The sequence below is a fragment of the Alistipes sp. Marseille-P2263 genome, assembly GCF_018101075.1.
Classification (GTDB): domain Bacteria; phylum Bacteroidota; class Bacteroidia; order Bacteroidales; family Rikenellaceae; genus Alistipes; species Alistipes dispar.
In genome coordinates, this window is record NZ_JAGQEJ010000001.1 from 485,317 (window position 1) to 500,390 (window position 15,074).

Below are 15,074 nucleotides of genomic sequence, written 5' to 3' on the forward strand. Positions count from 1 at the left end.
CTCCGCCGCGACCTTCGGTCTGTCAGGAGGCAAAGGTAATCCATTTTTCCGGATTGCGGCACATCGCGTGCCTCATTTAAGATAAAAACCCCGCAAGGCCGCAATATCCGCTCTTTTGCCTTATCTTTGCATCCGGATATGAACATGAACCGCGAAATACTGCGCATCGCGCTGCCGAACATCGTCTCGAACATCACCGTGCCGCTCATGGGCATCGTCTCGACAGCCATCGCGGGACACTGGGGCGACGACTCGGCGGCGGCCATCGGCGCGCTGGCCATCGGGGTTTCGATCTTCAACTTCATCTACTGGAACTGTTCGTTCGTGCGGATGGGCACGAGCGGCCTCACGGCGCAGGCGTTCGGTGCGGGCCGTTTCGGCGAGTGCGCCAACATGCTGGCCCGCGCGCTGGCCGCGGCGGGCGCGATGGGACTGCTGATGGTCGCGCTCCAGTACCCCGTGGGCGAGCTGGCGCTCTGGGCCATGCACGGCGGCGAGATGACCCGCGACTACTTCTATGCGCGTATCTGGGCCGTGCCGGCGGGCATCCTGCTCTTCGGCTTCAACGGCTGGTACACGGGAATGCAGAACGCCGTGTTCCCCATGTGCACGGCCATCACCGTGAACGTCGTCCACACCCTTTGCAGCCTCTGGTTCGCCTTCGGCATGGATCTGGGCATCGTGGGCATCGCCTACGCCTCGGTCGTCGCCCAATGGACGGGCGTGGCGCTCGCCTCGGTATTGCTCGTGGCGAAATACCGCCCCGTTCTCCGGCTGATCGACTGGTCGCAGGTGCTCGATCTGCGGCCGCTGAAGACCTATTTCTCGATCAACCGCGACATCATCCTGCGCACGTTCTGCATCGTGGCGGTCTATACCTTCTTCACCGGCTCGTCGGCACGGCTGGGCAACCAGGAACTGCTGGCCGTGAACGCCCTGCTGCTCGAACTCTTCACGCTGTTCTCCTACATGAACGACGGCTTCGCCTACGCCGCCGAAGCGCTCACGGGCCGCTTCATCGGCGCCCGCGACGGAGGGGCGCTGCGCCGCTGCCTGAAAGGCTGTCTCGCGTGGGGGACACTCATCTCGGCGCTGTTCGTCGTCATCTACATCATCTGGTGGCGCGATCTGGTGGGGCTGTTCGTCAGCTCCACGGCCGCCAATGCCGAGGCGCTCGTCGCAACGGCCGGGGAGTACATCGTCTGGATCATCATCATCCCGATCGCCAGCGCCATGCCCTTCATCATGGACGGCATCATGGTCGGCGCCACCGAGACACGCGTCATGCGCAACTCCATGTTCTTCGCCACGGCCGCCTATTTCGGCATCTACTACGCACTCCATCCGCTGATCGGCAACAACGCCCTCTGGCTCGCCTTCACGCTCTACATGTTCCTGCGCGGCGTGCTGCAATACTTCATGACCCGCCGTCTGAGCGCCATCCTCGCCAAAGCGACGGACCGCGCCTGAGAAATGCCCGGCCCTCCCGCCGGGTTCCCCGCCTCATCCGTTCCCGCCGCTCCGGAAACGACGACCCCCGAAGGCCGGGAGCCTCCGGGGGTCGGTCGCCCGATGCGGGAGCAGGGGATCACTCCCCGCCCTGCACCTGCTTGTAAAGCTCGTTGTACTTGTTGTACTTGTCCATCATGCCCTCCTCGTCGCGCAGACGGAAGCAGATCGACTTGAGCAGCTCCAGCGAGCTGGGATCGTTCTCCTTCAGCTCGAGCGCCTTCTCCAGATAGGGAATGGCCTCCATGTAGATCACGTTCACCTTCTCCAGATCGGCGTCGTAGGCAGCCTGGCTGCTGTACTGTTTCGCATTGATCTCCTTGTTCACCTCGTCGCCCTTGATCGTGTAGAATACGCCGAGATAGTAGTTGCCCTCGTAGAGGTCGGGCTTGAGCTCCACGACCTTCTTGAACGAGTCGATGCTCTGGTCGTAATCCTTCAGCGCATAGAAGATACGGCCGCGACCGAACCACAGGTCCACGCTCGAAGGATTGTTCTCGATAGCCTTGTCGATCAGACCGATCAGGTCGGCCGGGTCGCCCACGTTATCCTCGGGCGAAGTATAGAGCTGCACCAGACCGTCGATGATGCGGTCGTTCTTCGGGAACTTCTCGATACCCGTCAGCAGGGCCTGCTTGGCCTTCTCGAGGAAAGCCTTGTCCTGCGCCTTCTGTCCGTAGTAGCAGTGGAAGAGGTAGTAGTAGATATTGCCCTCCTCGTCGGCATAGCCCATGTCGAGCGCCTTCGAGAGGTACTCGCCGCCCTGCACGAACGATGCGGGATTGTTCGAACCGTCCACCGTGCGCAGATAACCGGCATAGTAGAGCAGCGCGGGATCGGGCTTGCCCTCGTAGGCGGGCTTGGACTGTGCGGCGAAAGCCAGTACATAGGCATCGGCGGCGCCGATGAAGTCGCCCGTGTCGAGGCCCGCATTACCCACCTGCGAGCAGAAGTCGCTGATCTGCTGCAACCCGTCCTTCACCTTCGAGGCGCTCTTGGGGTCGATCTCGCAGGCTTTGTCATAGGACTCCAGCGCCTTCTCGATCGCGCCGTCGTAAACCGTCTGCGTCTGCTTCCAAGTCTTCACCTTGTCGTCCAGCAGATAGGCCGTGTAGTAGGGATACACCCAGGCGTCGTACTCCACGCCGTTCACCGTCTCCTTGCCCACGGAGGTAGGATCGCCGTCCGCCAGCTTGAGCATCATCGACTCCAGGCCGACGAAGAGGCTCTTCGTCGGAGCCACGGCAGCGTCGTAGTAGGCCTTGCCGCGGCTGATCCACGTGGCGGCCTTGGCGCCCTTCTTGGCGTCGGCCACGGCCTCGTCGCTCTTCTCGATCTTCGACAGGAGCGCGTCCTTGTTCACTTTCTGGGCCTGCACCGCCGGAATCGCCAGAAGCAGCGCGGCGGCAGCCGTCAAAATCGTTCTTTTCATACGTGTTTGAAATTTAGTTTTTCAGTTTGTCCGAATTCGTTTCACATTTCCTCCGCACCTCCGGAAACCGCGCCCCGCATCCCGGGACGCCGCCTCTTCGCCGGCCGCAGCGCTACTGTTCCGCCGGAGCGGTCCCCGCCTCCGGGTTTTCGCCCCCGGCGGTCGTCCCCTCCGCGCTCTCCGCATCTTCCTCGACCCCGGCGGCCGGCACGGCCATCACCGAAGCAATGGCATCGCCTTCGCGGAGGTTGATGATACGCACGCCCTGCGTGGCGCGGCCCGCCAGACGGATCTGCGACACGGCCGTGCGTATGGTGAGTCCCGAACGGTTGATGATCATCAGGTCGTTCTCGTCCGTCACGGCCTGTATCGAAATGAGTTTGCCTGTCTTTTCCGTAATGTTGATGGTCTTCACGCCCTTTCCGCCGCGGTTGGTGATGCGGTACTCGTCCAGGTCGGTGCGCTTGCCGTAGCCGTTCTCGCTCAGCACGAGCACGTCCTGCTTCGACGAGGGTTCCACACAGATCATGCCGATCACCTCGTCCTCCTCCTCGATCGAGATGCCGCGCACACCGGCGCCGACGCGCCCGATCGGACGCACCGTGTTCTCGTTGAAGCGGATGGCCTTGCCTTCGCGCGCGGCGATCATCACCTCGGCCTCGCCGCTGGTGAGCTTGGCCTCGATGAGCTGGTCGCCCTCGCGGATCACGATGGCGTTCACGCCGTTCTGACGCGGCCGCGAGTAGGCTTCGAGCTTCGTCTTCTTGATCGTGCCGTCCTTCGTGCACATGATGATGTAGTTGCTGTTCACGTACTCGGCATCGTTCAGGTTCTTCACGTTGATATAGGCGCGCACCTTGTCGTCCGGCTCGATCTGGATGACGTTCTGGATGGCACGGCCCTTCGACGAGCGGGCGCCCTCCGGAATTTCATAGACCTTGAGCCAGTAGCAGCGGCCCTTCTCGGTGAAGAAGAGCATCGTGTTATGCATCGACGCCACGTAGATATGCTCGATGAAGTCCTCGTCGCGCGTGGCGCTGCCCTTGGCCCCCACGCCGCCGCGGTTCTGCGTGCGGTATTCGGCCAGCGGCGTGCGCTTGATGTAGCCCATGTGCGAAATGGTTATCACCATGTCGTCGTCGGCGTAGAAATCCTCGGGATTGAACTCCTCCGAGGCATAGACGATCTCCGAGCGGCGTTCGTCGCCGTACTTCTCCTTCATCTCGAGCAGTTCGTCCTTGATGATCTGCATCTGCATCGGAACGTTCTCGAGCACCTCCGTGAGGTGGGCGATGAGCTTCATCAGCTCGTCCCGCTCGGCCACGAGCTTGCCGTGCTCCAGTCCCGTGAGGGCGCGCAGACGCATCTCGATAATGGCCGAAGCCTGGATGTCGTCCAGTTCGAAACGCGCCATCATCGTCTGCTTTGCCTCGTCGGGCGTCTTCGACGAGCGGATGATCCGCACGATCTCGTCGATATTGTCCTGCGCGATGAGCAGACCCAGCACGATGTGCAGCCGCTCCTCGGCCTTGCGCTTGTCGAAACGCGTGCGGCGCACCACCACGTCGTGGCGGTGTTCGATGAAATACCGGATCAGGTCGCGCATCGACAGCAACTGCGGCCGCCCGTTCACCAGCGCGATGTTGTTCACGGCGAACGACGTCTGCAGGGGCGTATTCTTAAACAGCGTGTTGAGCACTACGCTCGCCACGGCATCGTGCTTGAGGATGATGATGATCCGCAGGCCGTTGCGGTCCGACTCGTCGTTGATGTAGGAGATGCCGTCGATCTTCTTGTCGTTGATCATGTCGGCGATCTTCCGGATCATTTCGGCCTTGTTGATCATGTAGGGAATCTCCGTTATCACGATGCACTCGCGGCCCGACGGAGTGTGCTCGATTTCGGTCTTGGCACGCATGACCACGCGGCCGCGGCCGGTGAGCATCGCCTCCCTGACGCCCTCGTAGCCGTAGATGATGCCGCCCGTGGGGAAGTCGGGGCCCTTGACGTAGTGCAGCAGCTCCTCGCCCGTGATCTCCGGGTTATCGACATAGGCACAGCAGGCGTCCACCACCTCCGAGAGGTTGTGCGGGGCCATGTTCGTCGCCATGCCGACGGCGATGCCGCTCGCGCCGTTCACGATCAGCAGCGGAATCTTCGTCGGCAGCACCGTGGGTTCGGGGATCGTATCGTCGAAGTTGAGCGTCCAGTCCACCGTCTCCTTGTCGATGTCGGCCATCACCTCGTCGGTGATCTTCTTCATGCGCGCCTCGGTGTAACGCATCGCGGCCGGCGAGTCGCCGTCCATCGAGCCGAAGTTACCCTGCCCGTCCACGAGCGGGTAGCGCATCGACCACTCCTGCGCCAGACGCACCATCGCGTCGTAAACCGACAAGTCGCCGTGGGGATGGAACTTACCCAGCACGTCGCCGACGATACGCGCCGACTTACGGGTGGGCTTGTCCGAATAGAGGTTGAGCTCCGCGCTCATATCGTAGAGGATGCGTCGGTGCACGGGTTTCAGGCCGTCGCGCACGTCGGGCAGCGCACGCGAGACGATGACCGACATCGAGTAGTCGATATAGGCCGACTTCATCTGCTCTTCGATATTGATGGGGATGATCCGCCCCATCAGACCGGCATTCTTTTCTTCTTCTGTTAGCATCTATAATCTCTTAAAACCAAATTCCTTATTTCCGGCCGTCTCCGACGCCGCGCCTTCGTCCGGCCGAAGGGAGCGTCCGGACGTACTTTTTAACGAACAAAAATAGTAATTTCTTGCGATCTGAGCAACTTTGCGCACGAAAATAGCGCGCGCCCGCACGATATTTCCCCCGGGGAGGCCGTTTTCGGCCCTTTTCCGCCGATCTGACGGCACAAAAAAATTCTCCCGCCTTCCTGTCGGGAGAAACGCCGCATCCGGGGCGCGGGTCCGGAGGTCCTGCGCCCCGTGCCGACGGAAATTCCGTCTCATGCACCGGTCATCTGCCGCGCTGCGCCGCGTCCGCGAGCGCATCGAGGCGCGCGCTGACCCAGATCGTGGAAATCATGCTGAGGAACACGCACGAAAGCCCGCAGCAGGCCGCCAGCTCTTCGGAGAACGCCGCATCCACGACCGCATTGCAGAAAAAGCCGCAAAGCCACAGTCCCGCGGCGGCCAGCACCGGCACGAACCATGCGATCGCCAGCTTCAGCCGGACGATCCGGGCATCGACCCCGCGCGCCCGCAGACGGGGCCGCACCAGATGCGCCACGACCGGAAAGATCAAAGGCGCGAAGACGATCAGCACGACCGCCGGCGGAACCGTCCGCGCGGCAGCGTTCCACCTCCGGCCCTCGAGCACGGCAAACAGAATCCCTGCCGCATAGGTCAGCAGGTAGCAGACGACGAATCCCCGCAGCGAAAAATCCAATCCATCCATAATCACGAATCTTGAAGGTTTCCACTCTTTTCCGCACTCAGCTCATAAGCGGACTCCCGGGACCGCACCAGGGCGGAATGTCCCGGCGATCCGCATCCGGACCCTTACCGGAAGTCGATGAACTCGTAGCCGCCGTAGGCCTGCCGGTCGAAGGTCCTGAAATGTCCGGCCTGCGGCTCGATTCCCGTCACTCGGATCCCGACCCGCTCCCCGTCGTAATCGTAGGCCAGCGACACGGGCCGCATCGAGGAGGTATCGACCACGAGCGTCACCACGCCCGCCGAAGTGTCGTTCTCCGCCGTCGGCACAAGCCGCACCGTGGCGCGGCCGCCGCTCTCCCCTTCGAGCGAAAAATCGTACTCGCTGCCGAGGAAGTCGAACGCCCGCACGGGGTTGTCGAGGATATTGCGGCTCGCACGGTTCACCTCCGTCACGGTCACCTCGCGGCGGCGGTTGTCCACCTCGTAGCGGAGCCGTCCGTCGGAATAGACCTCGGCATCGTCGCCCAGACGGAGGTAATAGCTTCCGCCGCGCACGGCATAGCTTCCCGGGGTCCGGTATTCGTCCGCCGCGACCTCGAAGCGCACCGTGTAGTCCTTCATCGCGCGAAACCCCTCGGCCACACGGCCCAGAATCTCCTCCGCGCGTCCTGCGGCCGAAGCCTCGCACACCCCCGCGAGGAGGGCCGCCACATACAATATCCGTCGTATCATCGTTTGTCTCCGTTTTTTCAGTTCCCTTATTTCCGCGCCGCGCCGACCTGCCGGCCCGCCGAGGCATCCCGCCCCGTCAGAACAGCCCGAGCTCCTGCAGTCTGGCCTCGAGCGACGGCAGGTCGTGATAGAGGATGTCGCGCGGCTTGGCGCCCTGCTGACGGCCCACGATGCCCGCCCGCTCGAGCTGCATCATGATGCGTCCCGCGCGGTTGAAGCCCACCTCGTAGTTGCGCTGGATCATCGAGGTCGAAATCTGCCCGCCCGACACGGCGTCGCGGGCGATCTCGGCGAAGAGCGAGTCGTACTTCACCGGCGCCGAGGACTCCTCGCTGCCCAGACCGCCCCCTTCGCCGCTCTCGGGCGTGTAGTCGGGCAGCGTGTAGGCCGACGTATAGCCCTGCTGCTTCGAAATGTAGTCCACGATGCGCTCCACCTCCTTGGTCTCGACCAGCGCGCACTGGATACGGGTCAGCTCGCCGTCCTTCGAGATGAGCATGTCGCCGCGGCCGATCAACTGGTCGGCACCCGGACGGTCCAGAATCGTGCGCGAGTCGATCATCTGCATCACGCGGAACGCGATGCGGGCCGGGAAGTTGGCCTTGATCTTGCCGGTGATGACATCGACCGAGGGACGCTGCGTGGCGATGATGAGGTGAATGCCGATCGCGCGGGCCTTCTGCGCCAGCCGCGTCACGGGCGTCTCGACCTCCTTGGCCGTCATGATCAGGTCGGCGAACTCGTCGATCACCACGACGATGTAGGGCATGTAGCGGTGGCCGTTCATCGGGTTGAGCCGCCGCGCGGTGAACTTCTCGTTGTACTCGGCGATATTGCGCGCTCCGGCCTTCTTGCACAGCTCCAGCCGGTTGTCCATCTCCGTGCAGAGCGAGTTGAGCGTATAGACCGCCTTCTTGGGATCGGTGATGATCGCCTCCTCCTCGGATTCCATCTTGGCCAGGAAGTGCCGCTCGACCTTGGCGTAGAGCGAGAATTCGACCATCTTGGGGTCGATCATCACGAACTTGAGCTGCGCGGGATGCTTGCGGTAGAGCAGCGACGTGATGATGGCGTTCAGTCCGACGGACTTGCCCTGTCCCGTGGCTCCGGCCACGAGCAGGTGGGGCATCTTCGCCAGGTCGAAGACGAAATTCTCGTTCTGGATCGTGCGGCCGATCACCACCGGCAGCTCGGCCTTCGACTCCTGGAAGCGCAGCGACCGGACGGCCGAGTACATCGACACGACCTGCTTGCTGCGGTTCGGGACCTCGATGCCGATCGTTCCGCGGCCCGGAATCGGCGCGATGATGCGGATGCCCGATTCGGCCTTGAGGCTCTGGGCTATGTCGTTCTGGAGGCCCTGTATCTTGGCGATCTTGACCCCCTGTTTCTGCACGATCTCGTACAGCGTCACCGTCGGGCCGACCGTGGCCTTGATACGCTGGATCGGGATGCCGAAATTCCGGAGCGTCTCCTCGATCCGGGTCTTGTTCTCGAAAATCTCCTCGTCCGAAACCTCCGAATCGGAAACGTAGTCCTCGAGCAGCGTCACGGGCGGCCTGCGGTAGTTCACCAGGTCCTTCAGCGGATCGTAGGCCTCCGTCGGAATCCGCCGTTCATCGACCAGCCGCGCCTCGCGGGCCTCGACCGTCACCACGACCCCTTCCGTCCGCTGCGCACCGCCCGGAACCGTTTGGCCCGATGCCGGAGCTCCCGGCACAACACTTCCGGCCGCCGCCGTTTCCGGCCTCGTCCCCGGCATTCCGCCCTCCGGCGCCGCACCGGACGGGACGGTCCCGTCCGCGCTTCCCGCGCCGCCTTCCGGACGGGCCGCCGCGTATCCCCCGGCTTCCGGCTCCGCAATGTCCGGGCCTCCGGCTCCGGGGGCCCCCGCACGGTGCGGTTCCTCCCCTCCGGCGGGCATGCCGGCATCTTCGGTCCCCGCCACGGACAGCTCCTCGAACACGGGCCGCGCGGCGTCGCGCCGCGCTCCGGCACGTTCGGCCACGATCCGCTCCGCAAGGGTGCGCAGATCTTCCGCAGGAGCCTCTCCGCCGCCTACGGTGATCTCGGTGAAAGGTCCGTCCGACACGGTCTCCCGCCGCACGGCCGGGCGCTCCAGCTCCACGAGCCCTCCGCGGCCCATCACCAAGCGCCCATCGGGACGCGACAGGTCCACCTCGGTAAACTCCTCCTCCGCAGCAGGAGGAACGGCCGGAGCCGCCTTTTCCGGCACGAGCGGCTCGCCGTCGGGCGTCAGCTCGACGAACGGACTCTCCTCCTCCCCGGCAGGACGCAAAATCCGCACTTCGGAGGCCCCTTCCGGCCCGGCAGTCCGCCGGACCGCCTCCGGTTCCGCCGCGGCACGCTCCACAGCGAACGGCTCCGACGGACGATGCTCCGCCGCCGTTCCGCCGCTATGGGACTGCGGCGTCGTGCGCGCCGCTCCGGCCGCACTCCACGCCCGCCGCTCCGCTTCGGCGATCTCCTCTTCGCCGGCATCCGGCGACTCATTCTCCCGGAGAGCGGACGCACCGCGCTCCCGCACCGCCTTTTCCGCCCCCGACGAATGCGCTCCGGACGGTTCCGAAGGCTCCGCGGCCGCAGGTTCCGTCCCGCGGAACTCCTCGCCTCCGAGCGGCTCGTCGAGCGGCATGCGTCCCGCCACCCTGCGGCGCACGGTCTCCACGATGCGCCCGCTCCGGTCCACCATCGCGTTGCCCGCCCGATTGACTTTATTGATGAAGTTGCGGTTGATGAACACGCCGGTCAGAATCCAGCCGCCGAACAGCAGGATCAACGTTCCGAAGACCCCGATACGGGCATGCAGCACCGCCGCGACCTCGATGCCGAACGCCCCGCCCCAACCCGTCGAGCAGCAGATGCTCCAGTTGTCACCGAAGGCGAATCCCAAGGTCAGCGACCCGAGAATCAGGATGAGGAACAGCGAGAGGAGCGAATGGTTCACCAGCAGCGGACGCTGACGGATGATCCGCAGCCCCACGAGCGCCACCATCACGGGAATCAGTATGCCGAACACCCCGAACGAATCGTCCACCAGCAGACGCCCCAGCCGAGCCCCCGTCTCGCCGCAGAGGTTCTCCACCTCGTTGCCGAGCAGCTCGCGCTCCTCGGCCGGCTTCTGCAAGATGCTCTGGTCCACATCCCAACTGACGAACGAGAAGAGGACCGACGCGACGGCGAATAGTCCCGCGAAGAGGAGCAGCAAGCCTCCGATCCAGCGGATGCTGTCGCCGTTGGTCCGTTCGGCAGTCGGCCTCCGGCCGGAGGCCGGCGACGTATTATTCGTGCTGTTTTTGGATGCCATGTCGTCTAACGCTTGATAATATCAAGCGAAGATACGGAATAATTTGCGGAATTAAAAACGCAGCGGAAAAAATCGCACCGACCCGAACACGCAACGCAATAGACGACAGCGCAGTAGGTCCGGTCATATCTCATTTCGCATCATATACGGGGCGAAACATCCCGGGAACCCGGACATTCAACCGTATCCACACGGCAGAGCATCCCGGGAAACCGGACATTCATCCGTATCCCGGCCATGCGACCCGGCCCGGCTCCCCCCCCCGGTCAGCCGAGGGCTTTCCGCACGAGCCGCAGACGATAGGCTTCGTCGGCGAAGGTGATGAATTCGTAGCGGGGAAGGTGGTCCGGCGCGGCGCGCAGTCCGCCGCGGTCGAGCAGCTCCGCCACCCGACGCGCGACGGCGGGCGACGGATCGACGATCCGCACGTCGCGTCCCGCCACGATGCGGTCGAGCACGGGCCGCAGAAAGGGATAGTGCGTGCAGCCGAGCACGATCTGATCGGCGCCCCGCTCCAGCATCGGCTCCACGACGGCACGCACGCAGACTTCGGCCTCGGGCGTATCCTCCCGGTCGCCCTCCACCAGTTCCACGAAGCCCCGTCCCGGAACGGTCAGCACCTCGATGCCACCGCCGTATTTCGCGGCGGTGCGGCGGAACAGCTCGCCGTCGAGGCTCCGCTCGGTGGCCAGCACCCCCACCACCCCGCTGCGGGTGGCCAGGCAGGCGGGTTTCACGGCCGGCTCCATCCCCACGATCGGCAGCGGGGCATATCCGGAGCGCAGGCTATCGATCGCGGCGGCCGTGGCCGTGTTGCAGGCCACGACGACCAGCTTGCACCCCGCCTCCGCGAGCCGTCCGACGGCCGCATCGGCCAGCCGCCGCACCTCCTCGCGCGGCCGCGACCCGTAGGGACAGTTCGCGCCGTCGCCCAGATAGACGAGCGACTCGGCGGGCAGCGCACGGCGGATCTCGCGCCAGACGGTCAGCCCGCCCAGCCCGGAATCGTACACCCCGACGGGGGCGTTATCGTACTTCGCATTCACGCAGGAAAGTCAGAATCCGTTCCACGATTTCGTCGTCCGTGCAGGCGCCGCACTCGACGGTCAGCGCAGCCTGCGCATAGAAAGGTTCGCGGGAGGCCATGTCGCGCGTCATGAAGTCCACCAGCTCCCCGTCGCCGAGACCCCGCAGGCGGGGCCGCTTCTGCCGTCCGTAGGGGCTGAGCCGCCGGGCGATCTGCTCTGCCGTCCGGCGCAGATAGACCGTCCGCCCCGCGCGGTTCATATACGCCATGTTGTCGCCCCAGACGGGCAGGCCGCCGCCCGTGGAGACGACGGCGGCTTCGCCCGCCCCGACCGTCTCCTCCAGCACCTCGCGCTCGATCCGGCGGAAACACGCCTCGCCCTCGTAACGGAAGACGTCGGCCACGGAAGCGCCTTCGCGCCGCTCGACGAGCGCATCCGTATCGGCGAAGGGGACGCCGAGCCGCCGGGCCAGCTTGCGGCCGAGCGTGCTCTTGCCGCAACCCATGTATCCCACCAGAAACAACGGCTTCATCTTCAGAAAAGGTTTAACTGCTCGGGGTCAATCACCTCGTCCGCATCGCCTTTCGCCCGTTCGATCTCGAACTCCACGCCCCCTGCGACCGTGCCCGACTGAGGCAGTCCGTGCGTCGCCGCCACCGGCTTCGCGGCGGCGGGTTTCCCGGTCCGGCTTACGGCATCCCGGCCGGCCGCTCCGGGGACATTCCCGGCAGGGTCTTCCGGATTCCCGGGAACCGCGCCGTTTCCCGCATGTCCGTCACACCCGGCATGTTCGCCGTTTCCGGAGGCGTTCCCGGCATTGCCGGCGTCCTCGCCCCCGACCGCGGCGCCGTTAGCGGCGGCCGCCGGATTTCCTTCGCCGAAGGCTCCGTCCGGATCCCCGTCCGAGGGGACTTCCTCCCCGTCCGGCTCGGGCGGCAGTTCGGGTTCGACGAAGCGAAGCGCGGCCACGTCGTAAGTCGTCAGGCGCTTGCCCTTGGCCCGGTGGCTCTTCACGCCCACGAACTCGTCCACATCCACCAGATCGGCCGGACGCGTGGCATGCGCCCCCTTGTAGGTGATCTCGAGCTGCGCGCCACGGCAATCGGTGACGCAGACGAAATCGGCATCCTCGTCGAGGAACGCTTGCAGGCGGTCGCTCGTCTCGGCCGTGAAACGCTTCATGTAGTAGTACCGCTGTCCCCGGTCGTAGTAGCAGAGGCTGTAAATCCGGTCGGGATCGTAGCGGTCCACGCGCACCGTCTCGTCGGGGAAGTGCTGCCCGAGGTCGTATCCCGTGATATAGTATTGATTCTTAGAGGTCCACACGATCAGCTTGTCGTCCCCCTTGAACTCGCCGAGCCACTTGCCGCGGCCGTCCGAATTGAGACGCCGCACGTCCTCGTCGAACCAGACGTTCAGCCCGCCGAGCGTCGAGGCGCCGCGCTCCTTGAGCACGATCTTGTGGATGCCGTACCGCGAAAAGAGGTTGCCCTGGCTCTGGCGGCCCTTGATGGCGAGCGTCGAGAAGTCGAGGTCCACGATCACCTTCTTCAGGCGCGGACGCGGCTTGAAGTAAACCTTCAGCACTTCGGCCTCACCGTTCGGATTGACAGACATATAGAGAATCTCGCTCTTGGGCGTGCCTTTCGTGATGTCGTACTCCTTGTCGCGCGTGACGCCCTTGATGGCGCACCGCTTCATCATCAGTGGACCGTTCTTGCCGTCGCGGTAGAGGACATTGTAGATCGTACGCTCGTCGTTGCGCTTGAAGACACCGATGTAGTAGATGCCCTTCTGGAAAAAGGCTTTGTCCGAAACCTTCGTAATGACATAGCGCCCCTCCTTCGTGAAGACGATCACGTCGTCGATGTCCGAGCAGTCGCAGACCGGTTCGGCGTCCTTCATCGACTTGCCGATGCCGAAGAAACCCTCGGCGCGGTCCACGTAGAGCCGGGCGTTGGTGACGGCCACCTTCGTCGCCTCGATCGAGTCGAACTCGCGCAGTTCGGTGCGGCGTTCGCGCCCCTTGCCGTACTTGTCGCGGATGCGCTCGTACCAGGCGACGGCGTACTCCGTCAGGTGCGCCAGATGGTACTGCGTCGAGCGGATATCCTCCTCGATCTGGCGGATTTCGTTGTCGGCCTTCTCCGTGTCGTAGCGCGAAATACGGATGAACTTCAGCTCGGTGAGCTTCTGCACGTCCTCCGTCGTCACTTCGCGCCGCAACTGTTTCTTGAAGGGCTCCAGCCCCTTATCGACAGCCGCATAGGCCTCTTCGCGCGTCTTGCAGCCCTCGATGAGCTGATAGAGCCTGTGCTCGATGAAGATGCGCTCGAGCGACGCGGCGTGCCACGCCTCCTGCAACTCGCCGAGGCGGATCTCCAGCTCGCGGCCCAGCAGGTATTTCGTATGTTCGGCCGAACGCCGCAGAATCTCCTTCACGCCCAGGAAATGCGGCTTCTCGTCCCAGATGACGCAGGCGTTCGGAGCGATCGACACCTCGCAGTCGGTGAAGGCGTAGAGGGCGTCGATGGTCTTGTCCGACGACTCGTCGGGGGCGACCTGGATCACGATCTCGACCTTGTCGGCCGTGTTGTCGTCCACCTTGCGGATCTTGATCTTGCCCTTGTCGTTGGCCTTGATGATCGACTCCTTGATCGACTCGGTGGTGGTGGTATAGGGAATTTCGGTGATGGCCAGCGTGCGCTTGTCGATCTTCGAAATCTTCGCGCGCACCTTCACCGTGCCGCCGCGCAGACCGTCGTTGTAACGGCTCACGTCGGCCATGCCGCCCGTCGGGAAGTCGGGATAGAGCTGGAAATCGCGCCCTTCGAGGTGGGCGATGGCGGCGTTGATGAGCTCCACGAAGTTGTGGGGCAGAATCTTCGACGCCAGTCCCACGGCGATGCCGTCCGATCCCTGGGCCAGCAGCAGCGGGAATTTGATCGGAAGGGTCACCGGCTCGTCGTTGCGGCCGTCGTAGGAGCGCATCCACTCGGTAGTCTTCCGGTTGAAAACCACGTCGAGCGCGAATTTCGACAGACGCGCCTCGATGTACCGGCCTGCGGCGGCCTCGTCGCCCGTCAGGATATTGCCCCAGTTGCCCTGGCAGTCGATCAGCAGGTCCTTCTGCCCGAGCTGCACCAGCGCGTCCTTGATCGAGGCGTCGCCGTGCGGGTGGTATTTCATCGTTTCGCCGACGATGCCCGCCACCTTGTTGTAGCGGCCGTCGTCCACGGTCTTCATGGCGTGGAGGATACGCCGCTGCACGGGTTTCAGGCCGTCCTCGACGTGCGGCACGGCACGCTCCAGAATCACGTAGGAGGCATAGTCGAGGAACCAGTTGCGGTACATGCCCGTCAGTTTGCGCACCCCTTCGTCCTGCGTCAGGCGGCCGAACCGGCCCGGACGGGCCGGAGTCGCCTCCTCCCCTGCGGCCTCCGCCGGGGCGGCGGCGCTGCCGGAAGCTCCGGAAGATGCCGGTGCGGCGGAATCGCCGGAAAGCTCCGAACCCTTCCCCGGAGCGGCGGGTGTTCCGGAAGCGGCGGATGTTCCGGCGGGCATGTCGGCGCCGGGCGTGCCGGGCATGTCGGGCGCATCGCCGGAGAGCGGACTGCGTGTATCTTTGTCGTTTTCTGCCAT

Annotated in this window: 9 protein-coding genes; 1 reads left to right on the top strand and 8 read right to left on the bottom strand. The window is 64.2% G+C overall.

All coding sequences use genetic code 11. The features are described 5' to 3' along the window. Window positions 1–138 precede the first annotated feature (138 nt). On the top strand, window positions 139–1,470 hold the full coding sequence (locus KB554_RS02120) for an MATE family efflux transporter (RefSeq protein ID WP_141429540.1): 1,332 nt from the start codon (window positions 139–141) through the stop codon (window positions 1,468–1,470). A 118-nt stretch (window positions 1,471–1,588) separates the two neighbouring features. Here KB554_RS02120 and KB554_RS02125 read toward each other — a convergent pair whose 3' ends face one another. The 8 genes from KB554_RS02125 to KB554_RS02160 all read right to left on the bottom strand — a co-directional run bounded on the left by KB554_RS02125 (window position 1,589) and on the right by KB554_RS02160 (window position 15,074). Continuing rightward, window positions 1,589–2,941 (bottom strand): tetratricopeptide repeat protein, encoded by a 1,353-nt coding sequence (locus tag KB554_RS02125; RefSeq protein WP_211034831.1) that lies wholly within the window; start codon window positions 2,939–2,941, stop codon window positions 1,589–1,591. 112 nt (window positions 2,942–3,053) lie between these two features. Next, window positions 3,054–5,606 carry a DNA gyrase subunit A gene (gene gyrA, locus KB554_RS02130; protein WP_211034832.1) on the bottom strand — a complete coding sequence of 851 codons (2,553 nt, stop codon included), beginning with the start codon at window positions 5,604–5,606 and terminating at the stop codon, window positions 3,054–3,056. Window positions 5,607–5,922: 316 nt separating this feature from the next. After that, a complete protein-coding gene (locus KB554_RS02135) occupies window positions 5,923–6,363 on the bottom strand; it encodes a hypothetical protein (protein ID WP_141429537.1) in 441 nt (146 codons plus the stop codon). A 104-nt stretch (window positions 6,364–6,467) separates the two neighbouring features. Further along, a complete protein-coding gene (locus KB554_RS02140; protein WP_232522870.1) occupies window positions 6,468–7,076 on the bottom strand; it encodes a hypothetical protein in 609 nt (202 codons plus the stop codon). Between the two features lie 76 nt (window positions 7,077–7,152). Then, window positions 7,153–10,404: a DNA translocase FtsK 4TM domain-containing protein gene (locus KB554_RS02145; protein ID WP_211034833.1), complete on the bottom strand. Its 3,252-nt coding sequence runs from the start codon at window positions 10,402–10,404 to the stop codon at window positions 7,153–7,155. 266 nt (window positions 10,405–10,670) lie between these two features. Next, on the bottom strand, window positions 10,671–11,450 hold the full coding sequence (gene murI / locus KB554_RS02150) for a glutamate racemase (RefSeq protein WP_211034834.1): 780 nt from the start codon (window positions 11,448–11,450) through the stop codon (window positions 10,671–10,673). Further along, window positions 11,431–11,964 (bottom strand): shikimate kinase, encoded by a 534-nt coding sequence (locus KB554_RS02155; protein ID WP_211034835.1) that lies wholly within the window; start codon window positions 11,962–11,964, stop codon window positions 11,431–11,433. Before KB554_RS02155 ends, murI begins: the two co-directional genes overlap by 20 nt. 2 nt (window positions 11,965–11,966) lie before the next feature. Continuing rightward, entirely contained in the window at window positions 11,967–15,074 is a 3,108-nt protein-coding gene (locus tag KB554_RS02160) for a DNA gyrase/topoisomerase IV subunit A (protein ID WP_242116231.1), read from the bottom strand.

Bases quoted from the DNA above. Each gene is read 5' to 3' on its own strand.
- KB554_RS02120 (WP_141429540.1), top strand. From the start codon at position 139: ATGAACATGAACCGCGAAATACTGCGCATCGCGCTGCCGAACATCGTC.
- KB554_RS02125 (WP_211034831.1), bottom strand. From the start codon at position 2,941: ATGAAAAGAACGATTTTGACGGCTGCCGCCGCGCTGCTTCTGGCGATT.
- gyrA (WP_211034832.1), bottom strand. From the start codon at position 5,606: ATGCTAACAGAAGAAGAAAAGAATGCCGGTCTGATGGGGCGGATCATC.
- KB554_RS02135 (WP_141429537.1), bottom strand. From the start codon at position 6,363: ATGGATGGATTGGATTTTTCGCTGCGGGGATTCGTCGTCTGCTACCTG.
- KB554_RS02140 (WP_232522870.1), bottom strand. From the start codon at position 7,076: ATGATACGACGGATATTGTATGTGGCGGCCCTCCTCGCGGGGGTGTGC.
- KB554_RS02145 (WP_211034833.1), bottom strand. From the start codon at position 10,404: ATGGCATCCAAAAACAGCACGAATAATACGTCGCCGGCCTCCGGCCGG.
- KB554_RS02155 (WP_211034835.1), bottom strand. From the start codon at position 11,964: ATGAAGCCGTTGTTTCTGGTGGGATACATGGGTTGCGGCAAGAGCACG.
- KB554_RS02160 (WP_242116231.1), bottom strand. From the start codon at position 15,074: ATGGCAGAAAACGACAAAGATACACGCAGTCCGCTCTCCGGCGATGCG.